General features: G+C 68.3%; 21 protein-coding genes and 1 pseudogene. 1 reads left to right on the forward strand and 21 read right to left on the reverse strand.

Annotated features, from left to right (window positions below):
* The coding region (locus BGO37_RS14095; protein ID WP_367188117.1) for a helix-turn-helix domain-containing protein at window positions 1-246 on the reverse strand (246 nt) is incomplete at its 3' end.
* Between the two features lie 177 nt (window positions 247-423).
* Between BGO37_RS14095 and BGO37_RS14100 the strand changes: the two are divergent.
* Window positions 424-1,537, forward strand: a pseudogene (locus BGO37_RS14100) (IS3 family transposase).
* A gap of 9 nt (window positions 1,538-1,546) precedes the next feature.
* Here BGO37_RS14100 and BGO37_RS14105 read toward each other — a convergent pair.
* The 20 genes from BGO37_RS14105 to BGO37_RS14200 all read right to left on the reverse strand — a co-directional run bounded on the left by BGO37_RS14105 (window position 1,547) and on the right by BGO37_RS14200 (window position 21,722).
* Window positions 1,547-1,789 (reverse strand): hypothetical protein, encoded by a 243-nt coding sequence (locus BGO37_RS14105; protein ID WP_291755855.1) that lies wholly within the window; start codon window positions 1,787-1,789, stop codon window positions 1,547-1,549.
* Window positions 1,790-1,913: 124 nt separating this feature from the next.
* The gene (locus tag BGO37_RS14110; protein WP_291755857.1) at window positions 1,914-2,843 is read right to left on the reverse strand and encodes a carbohydrate kinase; all 930 of its coding nucleotides are present in this window, start codon (window positions 2,841-2,843) and stop codon (window positions 1,914-1,916) included.
* The gene (locus BGO37_RS14115) at window positions 2,840-3,838 is read right to left on the reverse strand and encodes a LacI family DNA-binding transcriptional regulator (protein WP_291755859.1); all 999 of its coding nucleotides are present in this window, start codon (window positions 3,836-3,838) and stop codon (window positions 2,840-2,842) included. The genes BGO37_RS14110 and BGO37_RS14115 overlap by 4 nt, the downstream gene beginning before the upstream one ends.
* A gap of 14 nt (window positions 3,839-3,852) precedes the next feature.
* On the reverse strand, window positions 3,853-5,943 hold the full coding sequence (locus BGO37_RS14120; protein WP_291755862.1) for a hypothetical protein: 2,091 nt from the start codon (window positions 5,941-5,943) through the stop codon (window positions 3,853-3,855).
* Window positions 5,943-6,755, reverse strand: coding sequence for a carbohydrate ABC transporter permease (locus tag BGO37_RS14125; RefSeq protein WP_291755863.1), 813 nt, complete (start codon window positions 6,753-6,755; stop codon window positions 5,943-5,945). The genes BGO37_RS14120 and BGO37_RS14125 overlap by 1 nt, the downstream gene beginning before the upstream one ends.
* Window positions 6,752-7,648: a carbohydrate ABC transporter permease gene (locus BGO37_RS14130; protein WP_291755866.1), complete on the reverse strand. Its 897-nt coding sequence runs from the start codon at window positions 7,646-7,648 to the stop codon at window positions 6,752-6,754. Before BGO37_RS14130 ends, BGO37_RS14125 begins: the two co-directional genes overlap by 4 nt.
* Before the next feature lie 101 nt (window positions 7,649-7,749).
* A complete protein-coding gene (locus BGO37_RS14135; protein WP_291755867.1) occupies window positions 7,750-9,051 on the reverse strand; it encodes a sugar ABC transporter substrate-binding protein in 1,302 nt (433 codons plus the stop codon).
* A gap of 35 nt (window positions 9,052-9,086) precedes the next feature.
* The gene (locus BGO37_RS14140) at window positions 9,087-10,439 is read right to left on the reverse strand and encodes a glycoside hydrolase family 172 protein (protein ID WP_291755869.1); all 1,353 of its coding nucleotides are present in this window, start codon (window positions 10,437-10,439) and stop codon (window positions 9,087-9,089) included.
* A 752-nt stretch (window positions 10,440-11,191) separates the two neighbouring features.
* Window positions 11,192-14,110: a LysM peptidoglycan-binding domain-containing protein gene (locus tag BGO37_RS14145; protein ID WP_291755871.1), complete on the reverse strand. Its 2,919-nt coding sequence runs from the start codon at window positions 14,108-14,110 to the stop codon at window positions 11,192-11,194.
* Complete coding sequence (locus BGO37_RS14150) at window positions 14,107-14,550, reverse strand: pilus assembly protein TadG-related protein (protein ID WP_291755873.1); 444 nt, start codon at window positions 14,548-14,550, stop codon at window positions 14,107-14,109. The genes BGO37_RS14145 and BGO37_RS14150 overlap by 4 nt, the downstream gene beginning before the upstream one ends.
* Window positions 14,547-14,972, reverse strand: a complete 426-nt coding sequence (locus BGO37_RS14155; protein WP_291755875.1) for a TadE/TadG family type IV pilus assembly protein — start codon at window positions 14,970-14,972, stop codon at window positions 14,547-14,549. The genes BGO37_RS14150 and BGO37_RS14155 overlap by 4 nt, the downstream gene beginning before the upstream one ends.
* Complete coding sequence (locus BGO37_RS14160; RefSeq protein ID WP_291755877.1) at window positions 14,969-15,382, reverse strand: TadE family protein; 414 nt, start codon at window positions 15,380-15,382, stop codon at window positions 14,969-14,971. The genes BGO37_RS14155 and BGO37_RS14160 overlap by 4 nt, the downstream gene beginning before the upstream one ends.
* On the reverse strand, window positions 15,382-15,582 hold the full coding sequence (locus BGO37_RS14165) for a hypothetical protein (RefSeq protein WP_291755879.1): 201 nt from the start codon (window positions 15,580-15,582) through the stop codon (window positions 15,382-15,384). Before BGO37_RS14165 ends, BGO37_RS14160 begins: the two co-directional genes overlap by 1 nt.
* Before the next feature lie 12 nt (window positions 15,583-15,594).
* On the reverse strand, window positions 15,595-16,494 hold the full coding sequence (locus BGO37_RS14170; protein ID WP_291755880.1) for a type II secretion system F family protein: 900 nt from the start codon (window positions 16,492-16,494) through the stop codon (window positions 15,595-15,597).
* Complete coding sequence (locus BGO37_RS14175) at window positions 16,491-17,354, reverse strand: type II secretion system F family protein (RefSeq protein WP_291755882.1); 864 nt, start codon at window positions 17,352-17,354, stop codon at window positions 16,491-16,493. Before BGO37_RS14175 ends, BGO37_RS14170 begins: the two co-directional genes overlap by 4 nt.
* Complete coding sequence (locus BGO37_RS14180) at window positions 17,351-18,697, reverse strand: CpaF family protein (protein ID WP_291755883.1); 1,347 nt, start codon at window positions 18,695-18,697, stop codon at window positions 17,351-17,353. Before BGO37_RS14180 ends, BGO37_RS14175 begins: the two co-directional genes overlap by 4 nt.
* Before the next feature lie 89 nt (window positions 18,698-18,786).
* Window positions 18,787-19,341 carry a hypothetical protein gene (locus tag BGO37_RS14185; protein WP_291755884.1) on the reverse strand — a complete coding sequence of 185 codons (555 nt, stop codon included), beginning with the start codon at window positions 19,339-19,341 and terminating at the stop codon, window positions 18,787-18,789.
* A 209-nt stretch (window positions 19,342-19,550) separates the two neighbouring features.
* Window positions 19,551-20,228 (reverse strand): SAF domain-containing protein, encoded by a 678-nt coding sequence (locus tag BGO37_RS14190; RefSeq protein ID WP_291755885.1) that lies wholly within the window; start codon window positions 20,226-20,228, stop codon window positions 19,551-19,553.
* 40 nt (window positions 20,229-20,268) lie between these two features.
* Complete coding sequence (locus BGO37_RS14195) at window positions 20,269-21,168, reverse strand: hypothetical protein (protein WP_291755886.1); 900 nt, start codon at window positions 21,166-21,168, stop codon at window positions 20,269-20,271.
* Window positions 21,165-21,722, reverse strand: a complete 558-nt coding sequence (locus tag BGO37_RS14200) for a hypothetical protein (protein ID WP_291755887.1) — start codon at window positions 21,720-21,722, stop codon at window positions 21,165-21,167. The genes BGO37_RS14195 and BGO37_RS14200 overlap by 4 nt, the downstream gene beginning before the upstream one ends.
* Window positions 21,723-21,818: the final 96 nt, after the last annotated feature.

A 21,818-nucleotide genomic window follows, 5' to 3' on the forward strand; every position in this document is an offset into this window, starting at 1 on the left:
CGCGCGCACGCTCTTGCCGGCGCGGTGCAGATCGGCGATCTCGATCCGCTCGTGCTGCGACAAGAACCGGGCACTGATCGGCGAGGCCGTCAGCCGGTCCACGGGAGGGACGAACCCGACGACCTCACCGTCGCGATAGACCTTGAACCCGTTGCGCCAGTTGCGGCTGGTGGACCGGGAGACGCCCACCTCGCGCCGCGCGGCGGCCGCCGTCCACCCCCGAGCCAGCAGACGAAAGAACTGCACCTGCCTCGCCGACTGGCGACGACGACCAGGACCCTTCGCAACACGACGAGACGACGCCAACACGAACCCCGATTCTCAAGCACGTGTTGCGACCACGACTGGAAACCACCCCGTCGTCAGAGGGTCAGTCTCAGCACGTCGTCGACACCGCCGGAGTTCCGGCGTTGAGCCGTCGAGCTGGCCCGTGGGGGTCAGCATCCGGTCGCTCAGATCGCCAAGGACCTGGGGATCAGCGAGTCGTGCCTGCGCCGGTGGATGGCGCGCGACGACGTGGATGCCGGCCGCCGGGAGGGACTGACCAGCGACGAGCGCAAGGAGCTGGTGGAGGCCCGTCGCCGGATCCGGGTGCTGGAGATGGAGAACGAGATCCTCAAGCGGGCTTCGGCCTACTTCGCCCGGGAGAACGTGCCCTCAAGACGACGATCCGGTTGGTCCGAGAGCTTGCCGGTGACGGTGTGCCCGTCGCGGTGGCCTGCCGGGTGCTGAAGGTGTCTCGTTCGGGGTATCACGCCTGGTCGACGCGTCCGCCGTCGGCTCGTGCGGTGGCTGACGAGCAGCTGACCGGCACGATCGTGGCGATCCACGAGATGTCGCGACGCTCCTACGGGGCCGCGTGCACGCCGAGCTGCGCCTGGGGATGGGCGTGGCGTGCGGCCGCAAGCGGGTCGCCCGGCTGATGCGCTCGGCGAGGATCAGCGGGATCGCCCACCGGCGCAAGCGCGGTCGCCGCCACCCGGCGCCTGCCCCGCACGAGGACCTGGTCAAGGGGCGGTTCGTCGCGCAGGCACCGAACCGGCTGTGGCGCACCGACGTCACCGAGCACCCCACCGGTGAAGGCAAGCTCTACCTGTGCGCGATCAAAGACGTGTACTCCAACCGGATCGTGGGGTACTCGACCAGCGACCGGATGAAGTCCCGCATCGCGGTGAACGCCCTAGCCAGCGCCGTGCAACGGCGTGGTGAGGTCGCCGGCTCCGTGGTGCATTCGGACCGGGGCTCGCAATTTCGTTCCCGGAAGGTCCTGGCCGAGCTGGCCCGTCACGACCTGGTCGGCTCCATGGGCCAGGTCGCCTCCGCCGGGGACAACGCCGCCATGGAGAGCTCCTTCTCCCTGCTGCAGAAGAACGTCCTGAACCGACGTCGCTGGGCCACCCGCGACGACCTACGGATCGCGATCGTCACCTGGATCGAACGCACCTACCACCGCCGCCGCCGCCAAGCCCGACTCGGACGACTGACACCCATCGAATTCGAGACCATCATGACACCTCAGGCAGCACTCGCCGCCTGAGACCGACTGTCACCTACTCGTGCAGCAGACCCTCACCCCGGTGTTGGCTGGGTTGGTGGCGACGACGAACTGCGAGTACCCGCCCGATCCGAAGGCGCGACCGTCGTCGGTGACCTGGATCGTCGTCGTGTCGACGCCGGGCACGTGCATGCGGATCGACGAGATCGACTTGGGTCCGGCGATGTCCAGCAAGGTCGTCGAGCCGGACGCGGGCGCCGTTACCGTCCCCGCGAGGACGGTTCTGGACTCCATTGTCACGAGTTCTCCTCCATCTGTGTTTCCTGGGAACCTCGCGGGGCCGATTCGGGCCTGCGCCGATACGCCGCCCTTCCCGGATCGGAGGCCGCGGGAACTGACCATTCGGTTTGGCCTCGTGCTAGCTCGCTACCGGAACGCTCTGGTCACGCTTGGGCAGGTCCGCGACATCGGCGGACGTCGGGGGGTCGGCCCCTACTCGTCCCACCGTGACCGCGGCACAGTCGGTTGCGAACCGAGCATGTTGTGCGAGTCGTTCGAGCGGTGCTTGCCGAAGGGCGGCCTGGTCAAGGAGGCCGTCGCAGCCGAGACTCCACAGCAGGCCGGCCATGAACGAGTCCCCGGCGCCGATCGTGTCGACGACTGCGACCGCTCGCGCGGGAACGTCGAGGTGGCCTGCCCTAGTGACGACCCGTGCGCCGCGCCTGCCGTCGGTGACGACGACGAGGGTGGTGCCGCCATCCACCCAGCGCTCCGGCAGGTTGGGCTCGCCAAGCAGGACGAGATCTTCGCTGCTGAGCTTGACGACGTCGGACACGGCCACGGCCCGCTCGACAGCGTCGCGAAGGGTCTGGCCGGTACCGGTAATCGATGGGCGGATGTTGGGATCGAATGAGACTAGAGACTCAGCCGAGAGGTCTGCCGCCCACTCGACCACGCACGTCGCACCGGGCTGCAGCACCGCGCTGACCGAACCGAGATGCCCAGCGATCGCCGCCCTCTGTGGCTTGGCGCTCGGCGCCCATTGGAGGTCGAATCGGTAGCTGGCACTTCCGTCGGCGCCAATGATTGCTTCTGCCGCTGACGTCGGCGCGTCACCGACCGAACCCGGTGTGACATGGACGCCAGCCGCTGTCAAGTGTTCGAGCACCAGATTGCCGTAGGTGTCTTCGCCGACGGACGTGGCGAACTCCACATCGGCGCCCAGGCGCGCCAGGCCGACGGCAACATTGAGTGGGCTTCCGCCCGGCCGAACGCTCGCGCCCGACTTCGAGTGCACGATATCCACCAGTGACTCACCGAATACGGCGATCGGCATTAGCTCGTTCATCCCGCTCGACCTCGGTCGGTTCCTGCAGAGGAGAAGGTTGCATTGAGCACGATGGCTTGGGGCGCAGAGCTTTGGTCAACGAGGCGCCGAACGATCGCCTCGCCCGCCAGCCGGCCCATCTCCGCAATCGGTTCTTCGAGCCACTGAGTGTCATCGGGCGGATAGGCGATGTGGGTCGGGTCTCGGTACCCGAGGATCTCCAGATCACGCCATGCCCAGGAGCCGGCGTGCAGCGCGGCCAGGAGCTTGCCGGTTAGGACGTTGTTGCTCGCGACGATCGCTGTGCAGCCCTGGTCGAGCAGCGCCTCGGCGGATGGCCGGATCGGATCGGACATCGACTCCAGGTACCGAATCAGGCGCTCATCCGGTTCGAGGCCGTGTTCCCGAAGTGCATCGCGGTAGGCGCCGACTCGGTCGGCCGTGGTGCTCAGATGCCGGACACTGGCCATGAAGCCGATCGCGCGGTGACCTCGTCCGACAAGTGCCGCAATGCCCTCCCGGATTGCTTTGGTGTTGTCCGTCGTGATGGTGTCAACTGACGCATGGGCGAGCGAGCGGTCGAAGAGCACCACAGGGAATCCCGGTGGCAGGACGGTCTCGACTTCGGCGTAGTCGTTGAGCGTTGATACCAGCACGAGGCCATCGACGACTCCCGAACTGAGCATGCGCAGACTATCGAGTTCCCGAGTGGGGTTCTCGCGGGTGTTCGAGACAATTAGCCGGAACCCGCGGGTCTGAAGGACGTCTTCGACCTCCTCGATGGCTGTAGCGAAGTACCCGTTCGCGATGTCGGGAACGATGAATCCGACGGTGTCACGCGATCCGGTCTTGAACTTCCGCGCCAGGATGTTCGGCGAGTACTGAAGTTCCTCGACCGCGGCGAGCACCTTCTGCCGCGTAGTGTCCGAAACGAAGCGTGTGTCATTGATGACATGCGACACGGTCGCGACCGACACTCCGGCACGTTGAGCGACTTCCTTGATACTGGAGGACATTTGTTGAACCCACTTCACATCGTCATCGTCAGGACTACAGAGTGTCGGCCGGTGCAATCGGTGCTGACCTGTTCGACTCGGTCACCGTCGAAAGTCGTCTCGCATCGGCTCCCGTGGCCTCGGATCTCGATATCGAGTACTGCTGCGCGATAGCGCAGTCCATAGATGCGTGCACCATCGAACTCCGGAGAAACCGCCGGAGAAAATGTCATCCCATCTTGGTCGTATCGGATGCCGAACAGTCCGAAGAGCACAAGCGAGACGAAGCCGGCGGCATGCCACAACTGCCCCGGCCACCGCCAGGATTCGCCGGTGCGTGCGTCTGTGACCTCGTAGAACGTCTTGTACAGCACGGCTGTCCGAGCCTGTTGTCCTATGAGCTGATGTACCAAAGACGCATCGCCGACCCGGGCCGCGGCTCGCGCGAAGCCAGCTTGCCAGCAGTACCACACCGAGTGACAGAAGTGGTTGTCAGCGTCCTTGTACGGGAAGAGGACGACTCCATATTGAGACATGGCTACGTGCCGCATGCCGGCGAGCACCGACTCAGTACAAGACTCAGCCTCCGCTCCCAGGAAGCCCCACACGGCGGCCTCGGACCCGGAGGTCTCCCATAGACCGCGCTTGTGCGACTCGCTGCCGATCGGGCCGGACGTGAAGTACCCCCGCTCGGAGTTCCAGTACTGCGCGAGGATCGCTCGGCGCATCGTCGTTGCGCGCTCACTCCACCGTTGGGCCCTCGGATCACCGATCGCCGGAAGCGAACCCATCGCGGCCAGGACCCTGTACGTCTCCATCGAGTAGATCTCGGTGCTCAGGGCGTATCCGCCGGCCTCGGGCTCGTCGAAGAGATCGTTCGAAGTCGATTGCGCGGCGAGCACCAGCCCGCGTCCCTCATCGAACCGCTCATCGAGCAGCGACGCGGACGCGGCGAGCCATCGCCATGTGTCGTGGATCAGCGACTCGTCGCCCGTGGCCAGGAAGTGATCCCAGATCGCCACGGCGGGCAGCGAAGCGCCGTCGGATCCGTTGTCGAATCCGGCGTGGCCCACGTGCGCGAGTGACGCCCGCGCCACTTGCGGGTCGATCAGATTCCCTGCGCGAAGGGCGATGTGAGAGGTATCGCGCTTCCAGGATCCGAAGCCGAGTCCGGGGCCCTGGAAGTAGCCAGCGGACCATAGGCCCGTCTCACCGGGCAAGGAGAACTCGTCGCTGGAGTTGCGCTGAAAGGTCTCTAGCGCGAGCTCGAAGGCTGCATCGATGCTGCGGAATGACGACGTGAACGTGGGGAAGCGCCCGGGCTCCACGACCGACCGCCACATCTCCGACCGATCGACCACCCGGGTCATGTCGCCGTAGGCAGTGTCCCGCCACACGAACTCCTCAATGACCCTGACCGGCGAAACGATCGTCCGACAGTCCGGCACTAGCGCCGGCGGCCCACCCCCTACGACTGCGACGGACGCATCGGACACGATGTAGCCCGCCTCTGACCAGAAGGGGCGTCCCGGCGCACCGCTCGCCCGTGCCGCGTTGCGGTACAGCGAGGTCTCAGCCTCTCGCAAGCCGTAGATCTTCGCCTCGAGGACCTCCGTCGCGCCGCCGATCGCAACCCGCCCATTCGCTGGCGGGCGGGTCGCCGTCCGGAAGCCGGCGATGTTAGGGGTGACGGGTGCGACAGCTGTCGTCGAGGAGTCCTCCAGCGCCAGCAACCCAAGCGGCTCCCCACCGTCTACGACGACGGCCGCCGCATCGCCGTCGAAGAACACGCCGATCTCGATCGGGCCGGATCCGGGAACTTCCACGACACCAAGGTCGGTGGTGAGAGTGCGACCGACCAGGCCGATGTCGAACCGGCCCACCCGGATGTCGAGAGTGCCCCGTGCGCCAGGGTCGCACAGGACCCGAAGTTCATACATCACCGCGGCAACGTCGGCGCGAGTGCCGTCCGGACCTGCCAGCTCGATGTCAGGCCACGAGCCGGGCACGACGCGGAACCGCAACGGCACGGTCAAGGAGCCGTCGGCCGCCGGCTCGAGACGCCGCTCCCACACGCGCAGGCTCGTCGGTGACGTCCGCCCGAAAGTCATCGCACCGGGAGTCATCATTTGATCCCCGTCGTCGAAATGCCTTCGCGGAGCTGGCGCTGCAGGAAGAAGAACAGCACGAATACAGGGATCACCGAAATAGCCGCTGAAGCGATGACGACGTTCCAAGGCGTATTGTACCCGGAGATCTGGTTCGCCAGATAGACCTGCACCGTCTCAAACCGCTTGTCCTGGTTGACGACCAGGGGCCACAAATAGTTGTTCCACGTGCCCAAGAAGAACGCCACCGTGAGCGGGACGATCACAGGCCGCGAGAGTGGGAGCACGATGCGAAGGAAGGTGCCAAACCTGCCGGACCCATCGAGTTCCGCCGCCTCTTCGAGCTCCTTGGGGAAGTCGAAATAGAACTGCCGAAAAAGGAAGATGCCATATGCGTTGAACAGCAGTGGCACAATCAGCCCGGCCATCGTGTTCGTCATGTTCATCAAGCGCACCACCATGTACAGCGGAACCAGAATCGAAGTCATTGGGATCATGAGGCTTCCCAGAATGACGACGAAGGTCGCTCGCTTGAAGGGAAAGTCGAATCGGGCCAGGGCGTACCCAGCCATCGCATGCAGGAACATCGCGACCACGGTGACCGCCGTGGACACAATAAGTGAGTTGAGCAGAGCATGAAGCAGGCCGGGCGTGAGCGCCTGGACGATGCTGTGGATTGTGAACGTGTCCGGAGCCAGCGAAATGACGAAGACGCTGGCCTTGGTCTTGAAGCTGCTGAGGAACAGGACGCCGATCGGCACGATGACGGCGATCGCCCCCAGTGCCAGAAGTATCCCGATGATCCAGGACCTGACCTTGTTCACGGTCACCCTTCGAGGTTGTTGCGTCGCGTGAACCGCAACTGGATCAGGGATATCACCAGCAGGATCACGAACATCACGACCGAGAGCGCCGATCCGTAGCCCATCTGAAGCTGATCGAACGAGCGCTTGTAAATGTAGAGAACTCCGACCTGCGTCGCGTTGGCCGGACCGCCGCGGGTCATGACCAAGATGATGTCGAGGATCTGAAAGGACGCGATTGTGGACGTCACGACAACGAAGACCGAGGTCGGCCGAATGAGCGGGAATGTAATGCCCCAGAAGGTCTTCCAGCCGTTGGCGCCATCGAGTCGCGCGGCCTCCAGAAGGCTGGCGGGTATTTGCCTGATCGCCGAGAAGAACAGCATCGACGTATAGCCAAGGTTGATCCAAAGGACAACGACCACGACAGACACCATCGCCTGCGCCGGCGAGCCGATGAAGGGCTGATCGGGGATTCCTAGGAGGTTGAGGAAGGCGTTGAGGTAGCCGGTCTTCTCCTGGTAGAGGAACATCCAGAGGGTCGAGGCGATCACGGAGGTGACGGCGAACGGGAGCAGGTAGGCGGACCTCAAGCCGGCCGAGGTGCGGCCCGTTAGCTTCGTAAATGCCACGGCGAGGCCCAGCGAGATGGCGAAGAGGACTGGAACGTAGATAAACGCGAACTGCAGCGTCCGCCCCATCGAGAGCCACCAGTCCGAGTCCGTGGCCAGCCGCCGATAGTTCGCCAGTCCGATGAACTTCATCGGACTGATGAGGTTCCAGCCGAAGAAGCTCACGTAGACCGCAAACAGGATCGGCAGCAGCACGAAGACGACCAAGCCGATCAAGTCTGGACCGATGAAGAGCGCCGCCGCCCACGACTCGCGTCGCCGGCGGGCGTTCCCCTGACTCGTTCCCATGCAACGTTCTCCTGGTTCTGCCGCTCCGGGTCGCGGCGCGATGATTCTTGCGGGCTGGGGCGCCGGCCGGGACGTGAGCGCCCCGGCCGGCAGCCCACTCGCTATCCGGCGTTGGCCGTCGCCTGGGCCTTCTTGGCCGCATCAGCGCCGGTGCTCCCGCCGAACATCACATCCTGGAGTGCGGTCTGCAGGGCCTGCGTCACGGCCGCCGGGTAGCTGGGCTCCGGGCGTGCGGTGTCGTAGAAGTTGGTGAAGTCCGCGCGCAGACCCTGGTTGAAGATGTCCTTATTGGCGTCGATGACCGACTGGCGCGCGGGGTAGGCGAACTTCGCCTGCGTCACCCAGCCGCTGGCGACGCTGAGGTCCGTGCTGCCGAAGCCGGAGAAGATGAAGTCCGCGGCTTCCTTGATGTGCTTCGAGGCCGCATTCACCGCTAGCTTCTGACCGCCGGCGACCGTGATCCCCTTACCGCCGTCGGGCGACGGGAGCGGCACGACGCCGATCGACGCCGCCTTGTAGTCGGTCTCAGTCGCCTTGATCGCATACGAGCCCGACTCCTGCATCGCGGCAACCCCTGTCGCGACGTTGCCAACATCCCACGGACCGATCTGCAGAGACTTCGGGCTTGAACCCGCCTGGAAGAAGGAGCCGTAGAAGTCGAGGGCCTGCGCCATCTGGGGTGTGTCGATGCTGTACTTGCCGTCGGAGCCCTTCTTGATGTCGCCGCCGGCCATCCACAGGTAGGGCCAGAAGTTGAACAGCGTGTACCCGGTGTCCTCCACGGGCAGGGCCACGCCAAACCGCTTGTCGTTCGTCAGCTTCTTCGCGTCCGCCTTCATCTCATCCCACGTCTTCGGCGGTGTCACACCCTCGGCGGCCAGTGCCGTCTTGTCGTAGAACAGGCCAAGGGTTTCCAGCTCGATCGGCAGTGCGAGCAGCTTGTCGTTGTAGGTCACCGACTTCAGGACGGCCGGCAGGATGTCCTTCTTCAGATCGTCCGTGTAGTAAGGGGTGAGATCGGCGAGCGCGCCCGCGTCCGCGTACTTCGTGAAAGTCGCCGGCTCGACGTAGAGGATGTCGGGTGCCGTGCCGTTTGCGAGGGCGGTCGGGATGAGGGTCGTCGTGTAGTCGGTCTGGCTCACAACCTTGTGGTGGATCTGGACGTCCTTGTGCGCGGCGTTGTAGTCGTTGACCCACTTGTTGACGTAGTCCGCCTCGGAGCCGGTGTAGAAGCTCCAGAACTCCAGGGTGACAGGTCCGTTGGAGGCGCCGCTAGAAGTGCCTCCGGTCGGGCCGGCTCCCCCTGAGCTCGAGCACGCAGTCACCGCCCCGAGGACAGCCACGACCGCGATCACGGCGGCCCGCCGCGATGTCCGCTTCGCTGATTTCACTGTGATCTCCATTGATGTTGTGTGATGTGGATTGCTGGAAGGCCGGACTACTGGTTCCTCGTCCGGTCGTAGCTGGCGCGGGCGGCGCGAGCCTGCTCGAAGTTCCCGCGCTCGGCGGGCGCGGTCCGGTCGGCATTCCTCCGCAGGAGTGCGGCGTGCTGCTGCTGCTGGATCCGCCAGCGTTCTCGGTAGGACTCGGCGGCCGCGCGCTGATACTCATCGAGTGCCGGTCGCTCAGTTCGCGGTCGGTCCCACGTCTTCTTCGGCGCAGGCCGCTCATCGGCCGGCGGCACCGTGAGGTCGGATCCGGGCAGTTCCTGGTACCAGTAGGCGGTCGAGGCCCAGCTGTCGGACAGGTGGTTGCCGTGGCCGTGCTCCATGGTCACCTTGATGCCGGTGTTGAACACAACCGGGTCGGCGATGTGGAACCGGTAGGAGACCTGGTAGCCGCCGGTGTCGCCCTCGTGCAGGATCGTGCCGCTGTAGAGCGACGCGTTGCGCTGCATCCCCCAGGCGTGGTTGAAGTAGTCCTCGCTGCCCGTGCCCAGGATGGCCGGCTTGTCGAAGTCGTCGACGTAGATCACGTCGTCGCCCTCGCCCCACCAGCTGCCCTGGTAGTGCGCCACGGAAAGGTTGCATCCCACGAAGTGGCCGCGGCCGCGGATGTCAGCGATCACGTAGTTCTGCGAGTCATCGTTGGGAACTGAGTTCACTTCAGGCGTGTTCACCGCGATGTCGTCGCCCCAGCCCTGGTTGTTGGCGTACGTCCACGAGGAGTGGAAGTACGCGATGTCCTCGACTGGGCGCGGGTACAGGTCGTAGTCGATGTGGAAGAACAGGCCCACGTGCAGATCGTTCTCGTTGACGATCTCGATCTTCGCGGCGCGGTTGAACGGCATCGCGAAGTAGCAGTTCATCGAGGCAGTGCCGCCGAACGTTCCCTCCTCCTGCGGACGAGACGAGACGCTGAACGGCACTGAGTTGTACGAGCCGGGCATCCCGTGTCCGAGCCCGAAGAAGTCGCCGAGCGGGACGAGGACGGCAGGCTTGCCGGAGTCTTCCCACGTGATCCGCAGGAGCACTTTGCGGTAGTAGTCGGGGTCGTTGATCTCCCAGTTGACGCCGATCGCGTTCTCCATCTCGGTGACCGGTGCGACGTCGGCGTGCAGCTCGGGTACCTGAATGCTGGGGCCGATGACGCGCCGGCAGAAGCTCGTCATCCAGATGTGGGTGACCGCCCCCGGCCCCTCCAGATCAGCGAGCACCGCGGTCGAACCCGGAGCGATGAGCCAGTAGTCCTTGTTGCGACCGCTCTGGTCCCAGCTCGAGGCACGCCCCGAGCGGCCATCACGCAGACGGGCTAGGCCGCCCAGGGTTGACGCGGGTCCAGTGCTGGGCATCGATGCTCTCCCTTGAGATCAAACGTTTACGTAAACGATTAACTCGCTCGCCGCAGAAGATACGGAGTGTCGAGGCATGCTGTCAAGCAGCCGCGGTCACAGGCACGGCCAGCCTGCGGCGGGGCGGCCTTACCGTCGAACCGGATGCGAGCCGCGACACCGGAGCTGGCCGGCGCACAGGGCGGCGCTGTGCATCGCTTCCAGCAGCGACACAGACTGAGCAAGTCATCGGGCCGGTCGGTGCGCAGGCTCGGTGGATGGTCGAACGTGTCGAGCGTGTCGAGCGACCTGTCGCGACTTTGACCCGGAAGGTGTCCCGCTCCGCATCCGCGGAGGCTGATGCGGTACGGAGCGAGGCCGGGCTCTCGGCTGTCGCATCAGCGAACCGTCGGGCGCGACAAATCAACCTCACCCGCGGTGCGCCAAACCCGTGTGGGACGAACCGTCCACACGGCGACCCTGCCCGGCGTGGAATCAGCGCGTGCCGACTCAGCGGTCTTCTGTCGGCGCACAAGGCACCTGATGGGAAACGCAAAACACCGGGCCAAAAGTGACCAGGTCAGCGCGTCGGATGCTCCAGCCACTACCCACAAGGACCGGGTTAAGCCGCGCGATGACTGTCCGCACACCGGCGAAAGCCCAGGTCAGACGCGGTGACACGTGTCCAATCGCCTGTCCGTTCGGTGGAGCTGAGGGGATTCGAACCCTTGACCTCCTGGCCGGGGTTGCCTCAGGTGGGCGGCACTGCCCAACTAAGCCAGTTCGGGATCGAGTCTGCCCATGAGTTCGGAGTACCGGCGGCGAAGGTTCTTGGCTTCCTCTGGCCCCGATTGAGAGAACGTGGCGTTGATCGCGATCGTCTGTAGCTCTTCGGAGCAAGGTTCGACCAGCAAGCCGAGGGTCGCCACTGCGATCGCGTCGCGGTTTCTGCCTGCCTGCTGGTGGATCCGGGCGAGCAGTCCGGCCCCGTCGACGATGGCGCCGACCATCTTCTGGATGTCGTAGTCGGCCCAGACGTATGCAGCGGGCGAGATACCTCTGAACGGACGATCCCGTACGAGGGCGACGGCGGCGGCGAGTTCACTTACCCGCGGTTGCCCCTCGAGCGCGACAGCCTGCGCGAGGTGGTGCTGGAAACTCGCCCAGTCGGTCGTGATGCCGTCACCAAGACGGAAGAGTCCGTCGATGCCGACCGGAGGCAGGACCTCGTCGCCGAGGCGTTCACGCGCGCGTCGGATGAAGACGTTTCGGGTGTTGGAGTTCCCTCGTTCGCCCTTCCAGATCATCTCGTCGAGGTCGGGCCCGGTGGCAGGGCCGTGTAGAGCGAGGTACACCAGCAGTTCGACGGTCCGCGGGCTGAGCGGCCGCCCGCCGATGCCCTCCACCTGGATCGGACCCAAGAGGTTGAGCCTGATGCCCGCAGCCGCGACGTTCGGTTCGTTGATGACGGGGTGGGCTGCACGCAACGCCGCGGTGTCCTCCTGCGGGGTGGTTGTCGGAGCTGCGTCGGCCAGGTGCGGCGCGGGCGGCAGGGAGATGATGAGCAGGTCGCGAAGGTGCCCGGTCTGTTCCGAGCTCAGGCGCTGGGCTTGGAAGGTGATGTCGAGCGGCTCGAGTCTGGCGACTCCCGCGGCGTCGACTCGGATGGTCCAGGCACCTTCTTCGTCTTGCCGGCTCAGCGTGACCACGCCGCTCCAGGGTGGGCTTAGGGGTGCGGTCAGCCTGGTCTCGATGAAGACGATCGGCAGCCAGACGTCATCCAGCTCCCGGCGTCCGCGTGCCTGCAGGACGTCGGCGAGGCTCCGCTTGGCAAGCAGCTCAGATACCGACTTGGCCCATCCGGTGCGGTCGTCGCGTTCGTCGGTGGCGCGCAGGCGGAAGTCCTCGAAGGCGTCGGTCAGGTCGGCGAACCTCTCGTCGGTGTGAATGGCGAGCTGGCTGGCCAGATCGGAGGTGGCTGCCTCCATGACCAGTGCACGCAGCGCCTCGTCAGCGGCGGCGTCGTCGCCGGTGAACGTCAGCGTTCCGGCTGCCTCGAGGTTGAGGATGAGAGTCGCGTCCTCGGTGTGACCAAGGGTGACGAGCAGCGGGTACGGGGTGCCCTGTGCGGGGTCGTCGATGGCTTCCACGGTGGCGACGGCGGCCGTCGTTGCGACCCAGGTGCGCGGGTTCGTCGCCGTGAATGGCGCTACTGCGTCGGGCATGTCCTGAAGGAGCAACAGAGTCAGGTTGTGCTCGTCGAGGAGGAGTGCCGCGACCCGGGGCAGCTCGCGGCCCACGTCGAAGCAGCGGCACGCGAGGTTGTGCAGGGTGGTGCGGATCGCGTCGATGCTGACGGCGATGGCGGCGGTCCGCAGGGTGCGTTCGGCGGCGGCTGCGGGCGAGGTGGGTTCGGGCATGGGAATGGTCTCCCCCAGGCGTCGGGCTCGTTGTTGCAGGTGTCGGCGCCGGGCGATCTCGCCGACGACGCCGGCGGCGCCGAGGGCTGCCAGGCCGAGGAACCAGGCGCTCGCGGCTTGGCGCTCGTCCTCGTGCGCGGGAGCGATCGACGTGCCGGTTGCAGCCTCCGGCGACCGGACCTCGGCAGTGGTGGCGGCTGGTGCGGGCGTCGTGGTGAGTGTCGGGGCGGGCTTGGCCGTCGGTGCGGGCGACAGCGTAGGTGATGGGGAAAGGTCCGATCCTGCTGCTGACTCTGCCTTCGGCTGCTGAGGGAGTTCGGGCACCGGTGCAGTGGTCGGCAGACGTAGGACCCAGCCCGGTCGCACGACATCTGGGTCGACGAGGTGGCTTCCGTCGGCCTGGGTGATCCCGGCGTTGAGGGTGGCGATCTCGGGGTAGCGGCGGCCGTCGCCCAGGTGCTCTGCCGCGATGCTCCAGAGGGTGTCTCCCGGCTCCACTGTGACGGACGAACCCTCGGCAGCGGAGCCGGAGGCGACGGTACGGACCACCGGCGGGAGGGCCGTGGCGTCAGCGGGGAGCAGGAGAGTCCACCCCGGCTTGATGAAGTCCGCGTCGCGGAGCTGCGCACCGTCGGGTTGGGTCCGGCCGGTGTTCAGGTCGCGGATCTCGGTGTACCGCAGCGGGTCGCCGAGGTGGCGCTCAGCGAGGTCCCACAGTGTGTCGCCGCGCTGGACCGTGATCGACGGCAGCGTTGCGGACGCTGACGCGGCGGCGGGAGTGGGCGTCGTCGTCGGTGCGGCCGATGCGGCGACCGGCGCGTTATCTGCTGCCGCATCCGGGGTGACGGTGGCGACCAGCGAGCTGGCGACGGCGGGGCTGGCTGCTGTGGTGATGGCGCTCGCTGTGGCGACCAGGAGGCTTGCGGTGGCGACCAGGCGCGCGGCGGTGCGCTGGAGGCCACCGAGCAGCGGGATCCGCGGCGCGTGCACGCGTCGCGCGGAGGCGGCGAGCTCGACGAGGACCGAGCCGGTGAACGCGGCCCAGGCGATCCAGGCGATGGCGCCGAGGACGGCCAGGAGGAGGGACCCGTCGTCGGGTGACATGACCCGGTCCCACAGCTGCCCCCAGGTGGGCACCTGGTTGGGCAGGTAGACGGGCGCGAGGGCGACGAGGGCGGCCGGGACGCCGGCGACGAAGCCGAGCAGGGCGAGTGCCGCGCCGAGGCCGCGCGCCAGGTCGGCGCCGTTGTGGCGGTTGTGGGTTGTGGTCATGTGCCACCTCCGGTGATGGAGCCGACGAGAACGGCTTGGGCGTGGCCGGTGACGGTCAGCTGGTCGATGCCGATCAGGGACAGGAAGGCTGTGGGGGCGGTGCGGGTGACGGTGACCGTGAGTCGGGTGCGGTCGGCGGAGACGGCGACGGTGCCGGTGGCGCCGGCTGCGGTCAGGTAGTGCTGGGCGGCTTGGAGCGCTTGGGTGCGGTCGACGTGGCCGGTGGCTCCGGCCGTGGCGGCGGCGGTGTCGAGGGCTTGTCCGCCTGCGCGTGCGGCTTCGGCGGCGACGGCGGTGGCCTGCTGGGTGGCGCGGAGCTTGGCCGCGCCGTCGGCGACGAGTCCGAGGAGCAGGAGCAGTCCGACCGCGGTGATGGCGAAGAAGACCGTCACCGATCCGCGGTCGGGGTCGGTGCGCCAGGGTGCGGGTCGGTGGGTCATCGGGATCGGTACCGGTCGAGGGGTGAGGTCGCTTCCCCGGTGATGGTGTGGGTGCCGGGCAGTCCGGGGACGGCCAGGTCTGCCAGGGAGACGGTGCAGGTCACCTGGACGCGGATCGCCGCGTCCATCCCGACAGGGGCGTCGAACCCGGCCATGTCGACGGTGATGTCGGGAGATGCGCAGCTCGATCCGGCGAGCTCGCGTTGCGCGGCTTCCATGGCGGTGGCTCGGGCGGCGTCGGGGGTGCGGGCGATCGAGGCGTCGCGGGCGGCCGCGCGGGCGGCCTGCTCGACGGCGGCCGAAGACGTCTCGACCCGTCCGACCAGGACCAGGGCGCCCAGGAGCAGGAGGAGTGCCGGCGCGAGGATGGCCAGCTCCAGGCTGACCGATCCCCGCTCGCCGTCGATCGGCGCGTGTCTCATCGGGGGTCCGCCACCGTGAATCGCTCGACCGGTCCGGCCGCTGACTGGGAGACCGTGATGCCTGCCAACCCCGGCAGCACGGACACGGACCGGCCGGTGACGACGACCTGGACCTGTCCGGTTGCGGGGCTGGACACGGTGGCCGTGGGGTTGAGGAGGGTGTCGGAACCGTGCTCGGTGATGAAGCTGAGGGCGCTGTCGCGTCCGGCTGCCGACGCGGACTGGTAGGCGCGGGCGACGCTCACCCCTTGCTGGGCCGCGGCCAAGGCGAGCGAGCGTGCGTGGAACCACAGCGCGTACTGGATCAGCGCGGTGACGATGACCAGCAGTGCGGGGAAGACGATGGCCAGCTCGACGCTGACCGACCCGTGGTCGCGGGCGGTCGGGCGACGGCGTCGTCGGGCGGGCATCAGTTGATCTGGTTGACACGTCGCTGGACGGCGGCGGTGATCGCTGCGACGAGCAGCCCGGCGACCAGGATCAGGCCCAGGACGATGATCACCAGCTCGAGCGTGGTCGCTCCGACGTCGTTGGTGACGCGCCTGCGGATGTCGGCGCGGGTGGTGGTGACCATCGCGTGCAGGTAGCTGAGCGTGAGTAGGACGGGCATGGTCTTCTCCGTTCAGGACAGCAGGATGCGCATCAGGGCGGGGTAGCCCAGCAGGGCCATGAAGCACAGGCCGAGCAGGGACACGGGCACGACCATGTGTTCGGAGGCGGCGTTCGCCTGGGCGGTCGAGGAGGCCAGCAGCTGGGTTCGCAGGGATGCGGCACGGGCGCGCAGGGTGGCGTAGACGGCGGCTCCGTCGCGGCCGGCCAGCCGCATGATGTCGGCGGTGTCGGCCAGCTCGCTCACCCCGGTCTCGGCGGCCAGGTCGGTCAGGCCGGTCCAGGACGGTTGCCCGGCCAGCTCGGCGCGTAGGAGGGCGTCGCCGATGCGGGTGAACTGCGGCGATCCGCCGATCGCGGCGGCTCGGTCGAGGGCTTCGGTGGGGCCGGCGTCGGCGAGGCGTTCCATCGCGACCAGCTCGAGGAAGACGCAGGTCGCCGAGCGCAGCGCCGCGCGGGCCTTGGCGGCGTCCTGCCGCAGGGACAGGTCGGGCAGGAAGAAGAACACCCCACCAAGCACGAGCCCGGCCGCGGTCGGCACCGTGAATGGCAGGCGGACACCTGCGAGCAGCAGAACCGTCGACATGAGGGGTGGGAAGCCGAGGCCGACAAGGGTGTAGCCGACCTTCTTGGCTGCCAGATCCTCCGGTGTCAGGTGCAGCGTGCGCAGGTCCGTAGCGAACCGGTCGAGGCCGAGCCCGTGTGCCAGCTGCGGCAGTGCGCGGGCTCTGAGGCGCGCGGCCCGTCCCGTCGCGACCGGCGTCGCGGGCAGCCGCAGGTCCTCGTCCGTGGGCAAGAGCCGGCGCACGGCGTCGGCGAGGTCTGGGTGGGCCGGTGACAGTCCCGCGAGGGCCACGATGAGGCCTCCGCCGACGAGCCCTCCGGCGAGCAGCGTCAGCCACAGCGGGGTCATCGCGTACCCCCGTCCGCACCGGTCGTCAGGAACCGTGGGGCCGGCGGGGTCAAGGTCAGGGCGCGCATCCACAGCAGGCAGCCGGTGAACGCGGCGGCGATGGCGGCCAGGACCAGCTGGCCGAGCCCGTCGCCGTAGGGGGCCAGATAGGTGCCGTTGAGCGCGAGCACTCCGGCGACAGCGAGGGTGATGAGGGTCACGAGGCGGGCGGTCGAGCGGGGCTTGGCACGTTCGGCCTCGACCTTGCGGCGGGCGGCGACCTCGTCGGCCACAGATCCCGCGACCGCGGTCAGAACGCCGGACAGCCCCGGGCCGTGGCGTCGGGCGGCCAGCAGCAGGGAGGCGACGACGAAATCGCCGGCGGCGTCGTCCAGGTCGTCCGCGAACGCCCGCAGGGCCTGTTCGGCCGGCCAGCGGGCCGTCAGCCGTGCCACCAGGGCGCTGACCTCGCTGCGCAGCGCCGGAGGGCATGTCGTGGCCGACGCGGTCAGCGCCTGCTCCAGGCCGACGCCCGTCGCCAGGACGTCGGCCAGGCGGCGGGTCCACTCCTCGATCGCCTCGACCCGGTCGATCTGGCGGGCGGCGACCTTCGCCGAGCCGAGCAGGTACGGCAGCCCGACGAGCACCGCGGCGACGATCATCCCGGCCACGGGCCACCCGCTCACGGCCCACACCACCAGCCCGAGCCCGCCGGCGGTGACCCACCGCCACCGGCCCCACCAGTCCGCCGCCGAGCGTGGCCGCGGCCGGCGTCGCCGCTGCTTGGGCGGCGACGGTTCCGAGCGCCGCAGGCCGACGAGGGCCATCAGCACGCCCGCGGCGACCAGTGCACCGGCCACGGCGGCGATCACGGTGCTCATCGCTCACCGTCCAGTGCCGTCGTCCACGTCCCGTGCCGGTGGTCGAGCAGACGCTCGTCGAAGCCGGCGCGGACCAGCTCGGCGAGGAACCCCGGTCGGTGCAGCGGGACCGCGCGCCCGTCTACGCCCGGCCCGAAGACCGCGGTCGTTGCCGGGCGGTTGGTCTCCCCCAGCCCGTTGATCTCGAGCACCTGGGAGACGTACCGGCGGCGCTGGCCGTGCTCGGTGAGCAGCTCGATGTGCACGATCAGGTCAACCGAGCCGGCCAGCAGCCGGTAGGCGAACGTGTCGGTCATGTGCACCCCGGCCGACAGGCACAAGGTGACGATCCGGTCGATGGCATGGGCCGCGGTGCGCGAGTGCAGCGTGCACAGCGAGCCGTCGCCGGTCGACATGGCCTCAAGCATCGGAAGGACCTCGGGGCCGCGGACCTCCCCGACGATGATCCGGCGCAGGTTCAACCGCAGCGCGTCCACCACCAGGTCGGACAGGCTCACCTCCCCTGCCCGCCTGCCGGCGCCGTCATGTTCGGCGGAGCCTTCGCGGGCTTCCAGGGCGACGACGCGGGGGTGCCGGTCGGGCAGGTCGTGCAGGTGCAGCTCGTACTCCTTCTCGATGGTGGCGAACCGCTCCATCGGGTCGAACTCGTTGGCCAAGGCCCGGATCAGCGTGGTCTTGCCGGCGTTCTGCAGACCGGTCACGACGATGTTCTTGCCGGCCCTAACCGCCGCCCGCAGGAACGCGGCCAGCACGGAGTCCAGCGTGCCCAGCGCGATCAGATCGTCCAGGTCGATGTCCCGCACCCGATGCCGGCGGATCACCACGTGCGGTTTGGGCGTCGTCCACGCCACGGCCGCCAACCGGGACCCGTCGTCCAGCCGCAGATGCAGCGCGGGGTGCGCGGAGGTGAACGTCCGCTCGGCGCCGCCGGTGCGGGCGGCGAGCAGCTGCAGCATCTCGATCAGCTCGGCGTCGGAGTCGGCGACCGGTGGGTGGCGCACGTCGCGCCCGTCGGCGTAGGACACCCAGACCTGGTCGTGGCCGTCGACCTCGATGTTCTCCACATCCGGGTCGTCGATCAGCGGCTGCAACCGGCCCAGCCCGAACAGCGCCGCCATCACCGCGCGAGCCGTCGCCAGCTCCACCTCGACCGGCCACGGCTCGTCGCCATGGCGGACCCGTTCGCGTCCACGCTCGGACAGCTCGGCAGCCACGAGCGAACGAGCCAGCTCCCGGCGGGCATCCGGTGACTGCACAGACCGGGCCTGCAACCGCTCTGCCAGCTGCTCGGCCACCACCGCACGTACCTGACGCACCGTGACCGGGTCCGCTGCCGGCAGCACGGGTTCACCGCGGGCCGGCCGCGGTATCGCCGTCGCGAAGGAGGGCCCCGCCGGCGCGAACTCCGACCTGGGCCGGTCGTCGACGCCGGTCACCGTGCCACCGCCGGCGCCACGTCGGGAGCCAGTTCCGTCAACCGCTGCACGACCGACCGTGCCGACCGCATCAGCGGCGAGCGGTCCAGCCACCCGCCACGGGCGCCATCCATCAGCGCCCGAGCAACTCGGGCGTCACCCGGCAGAGTCAGCACGTCCGTCACGCCCAGAGCCGAGGCGATCTCCGCAGGGCTGTACGGGCCGGGGTCCACGACCACCCCCACGACACCCGAGCGGGCGGCATGTGCCGCGCCCAACGCGCGGACGGCCGCGGCCGCCGGCAGCACCGTGGACAACTCCCCGCGCACCACGGCCGCGAGCAGGTCGGCCGCTTGCAGCCACACGCTCGGCTCCGACCGATGACCCAGACGCCCCACGTCCACCACGACGTCGACCCCGCCGGCCGACAAGTCCCGGGCCACCTCGACCAGCGCGCTCCACGTACCGGACAGGGGCCGCGCCTGACGCGGGTCCGCGACGCCGGGCAGCACGACCCGCTGCGCCTGCTCGTCCATCGCGACACACGCGGCCAGGACCTGCTCGACGGACAACGGCGCACGAGCCGCCGCGAGCACCGAGACCCCCGCTGACGCCGGCACTCCCCCGCGCAACGGCCCAACCAGCAGACCCGATCCGGCAGGGTCCGCATCGACCAGCAGAACCCCGCGACCCGGACGGGCCACCGGCCAGACCGACGCCAACGCGAACGCCGTCGTCGTCACGCCGGGAGCGCCGTGAGCCGAGCACAAGGCAAGGACGCTCACGGGGTCACCACCGGCAGCACCACGATCACGAACCGGCCCGTGGCTGCCCGCGTCGCCAACGCAGGCCCGTCCCCGGCCGACGCCACCACGTCGACCACCACGGTCCCGTTCACATCCGCCGACCCGACCCGCACCACCTGCGCCGAGAACGAGCGCGGCACCCCTGGCGCCGGGTCAGCACCCGCCGCGGGTGCATCCACCACTTGCAGACGATCGCCGGCCGACAGACCGCTGGCAGGAACCCGACCCGCCGGCAGCGGCAGCGGCACCAGCACCTGATCGGCACCCACCACGCTGGACGACGTCACGTCCGCGCGACCCAGCAGGGCGCCGCGGTGCAGGTTCACGGTCGCCCGCTGACCGACCACCGCGCTCAGTTGACCCGCCGCCATCACGGACACCGACGGGTCCACCGCGACCGACGTCGTCGTGACGTCCTCACGGGTCAGGACCGAGCCATAGGCGACGTCGTGCGCGACCATCACCACCGGAACCCGATGACCTGACGCGGACACCAGCCAGATCACCGCCAACCCGCCCAAGATGGCCATCGCGATGCCGGCGATCAGCAGTCCAGGCCGGCGCCGCCCGCGAGGTGTCACCAGGCCCGCAGGCCGCGGGCCGACAGCGGCCGACAGGCCGTTCTGCCCGCGGCGTTCGCTCGTCGTCGTCATCGGTCCCCCCTCTCCTGGTGGCCGCGCACGGCCACTGCGCTCAGCTCGTGGTCACGAGCACCTGCATCTCGCCGACCCGCACCTGCGACGTCGAGACCCGCGTCACCGTCAAGGACCCCGACGAGCCCCCGCCCGTCCACGTCACGTCCCACGTCGTCGTCGCCCTGATCGGGTACGCCAGCCCCGGCTGATCCGCCGACGACCGCTGGTACACGTGCTGACAGGTCGGAGAGACGACACCGCCCGTGTAATACGCCGTGCCCGGGTTCTTGCAGGTCTCCGACAGGCCGTCGCCTGTGTCCCAGACGATCTGACGCGCCTGCGCCGTGGCCGTCACCGACAGACCGGGCACCGACGCCGTTGCCGAGGTCGGGCCCCACGTCGTCGGCGTCACGTCCGTCCACAACCACACCGGCACGCCGACCGTGGCGAACTTGTCCGCCGGGATCGACAGCCGGATCTCCGGGCCCGCCAGAGCCATTTGGCTGATCGCCTCCTGGGCCAGCTGGGCGGGATCAGCACTGCCCCCGTAACCGGGCGGCGGGGATGCCCGCCATGTCCAACCGGCGTGAGAGCCGGGGACGATCACGAGGCAGACGAAGTTCCAGATCTGACCCGACGGGTAGTGCCCTTCCCAAACGATGGCGTCGCCCGGCGGTTGGGGTGCCACGATGTTCCAGTAGCAGCCGTCGGACGAGTTGAACCAGCCGAACGACGAGTCGAAGCAGGGGACCTGTTCGCCGTTCGGGGAGATGCAGGGTTGAGGCGCCCCCGCCGTCGTACCGACGGGCACATGCGACGGCTGGGTGCCCGGAGTCGCGACCTCCACCACGCAGAACTGCATCTCGGGTGGACAAGCGACTCCCGCCGGCACTGTGGATCCCGCAAGGGCATTGGGTAGCCACGTGAGAAGCGCGACGATCGGCGCGAGACCGCTCAACACGGCTTCTCCCGATCAACCGCAGACTCGGTCACGACCCAGCGGTTGTCGTAGTAGGCCAGCTCCGAGTTCGTGATGAGTCGCGGGCTCTGCCCAGGCGCCGCCGCGGACTTCTGCGAGGCGGAGTACACCGGCTGCCAGTTCGTCGAGTCGACGCAGTCCACGATCGATGCACTGCCACTCGTGACCCCCGAGACCTTCGGGTCGAGGGTCGGCGTCCCGGTAACCACGATCCCGTTCGACGAGAACGTGTGAACCGTTGCGAAGACGTCAGCCACCGCGGTGTCGGTGGCGAACTGTCGCAAGTCGTTCCAGCCAGGAGTCGAGGTGTCGAGGTTGGCAGTCGGGTCCGCCAGCATCGCCACCTTGGCCCGCCAGTACCCGTTGTAGGCGGTCAGGACTGCCGCCTTCGCCGCGGCGGTACTCGGTTCGTCGGTCGGCGCTGCTGCGACAGAGCTGGCCGGCGTTTCGGTCGCAGAGGCAGGGCCAGAAGTCGTGGACGGCGGAGCCGGTGGCTTCGGAGCGGACGAACAAGCGGCGAGCGCGAGCGCCACGGCCATCACCACGGCCGCAGCCCCTGCGGTGCTGTGTCGACTGCCCATCGGCGCACACCTGCTCCCGTCCGGCTCCCAAGCGCGGCGGCCCGGCTT

This window comes from Cellulomonas sp. 73-92, assembly GCF_001898175.1.
Taxonomy (GTDB): domain Bacteria; phylum Actinomycetota; class Actinomycetes; order Actinomycetales; family Cellulomonadaceae; genus Cellulomonas.

Coding starts and splice junctions, on each gene's coding strand:
- BGO37_RS14110 (WP_291755857.1), bottom strand. CDS start 2,843: ATGAACGAGCTAATGCCGATCGCCGTATTCGGTGAGTCACTGGTGGAT.
- BGO37_RS14130 (WP_291755866.1), bottom strand. CDS start 7,648: ATGGGAACGAGTCAGGGGAACGCCCGCCGGCGACGCGAGTCGTGGGCG.
- BGO37_RS14105 (WP_291755855.1), bottom strand. CDS start 1,789: ATGGAGTCCAGAACCGTCCTCGCGGGGACGGTAACGGCGCCCGCGTCC.
- BGO37_RS14170 (WP_291755880.1), bottom strand. CDS start 16,494: ATGACCCCGCTGTGGCTGACGCTGCTCGCCGGAGGGCTCGTCGGCGGA.
- BGO37_RS14135 (WP_291755867.1), bottom strand. CDS start 9,051: ATGGAGATCACAGTGAAATCAGCGAAGCGGACATCGCGGCGGGCCGCC.
- BGO37_RS14120 (WP_291755862.1), bottom strand. CDS start 5,943: ATGACTCCCGGTGCGATGACTTTCGGGCGGACGTCACCGACGAGCCTG.
- BGO37_RS14115 (WP_291755859.1), bottom strand. CDS start 3,838: ATGTCCTCCAGTATCAAGGAAGTCGCTCAACGTGCCGGAGTGTCGGTC.
- BGO37_RS14140 (WP_291755869.1), bottom strand. CDS start 10,439: ATGCCCAGCACTGGACCCGCGTCAACCCTGGGCGGCCTAGCCCGTCTG.
- BGO37_RS14145 (WP_291755871.1), bottom strand. CDS start 14,110: ATGACCACAACCCACAACCGCCACAACGGCGCCGACCTGGCGCGCGGC.
- BGO37_RS14175 (WP_291755882.1), bottom strand. CDS start 17,354: ATGAGCACCGTGATCGCCGCCGTGGCCGGTGCACTGGTCGCCGCGGGC.
- BGO37_RS14165 (WP_291755879.1), bottom strand. CDS start 15,582: ATGCCCGTCCTACTCACGCTCAGCTACCTGCACGCGATGGTCACCACC.
- BGO37_RS14160 (WP_291755877.1), bottom strand. CDS start 15,382: ATGCCCGCCCGACGACGCCGTCGCCCGACCGCCCGCGACCACGGGTCG.
- BGO37_RS14150 (WP_291755873.1), bottom strand. CDS start 14,550: ATGACCCACCGACCCGCACCCTGGCGCACCGACCCCGACCGCGGATCG.
- BGO37_RS14155 (WP_291755875.1), bottom strand. CDS start 14,972: ATGAGACACGCGCCGATCGACGGCGAGCGGGGATCGGTCAGCCTGGAG.
- BGO37_RS14190 (WP_291755885.1), bottom strand. CDS start 20,228: ATGACGACGACGAGCGAACGCCGCGGGCAGAACGGCCTGTCGGCCGCT.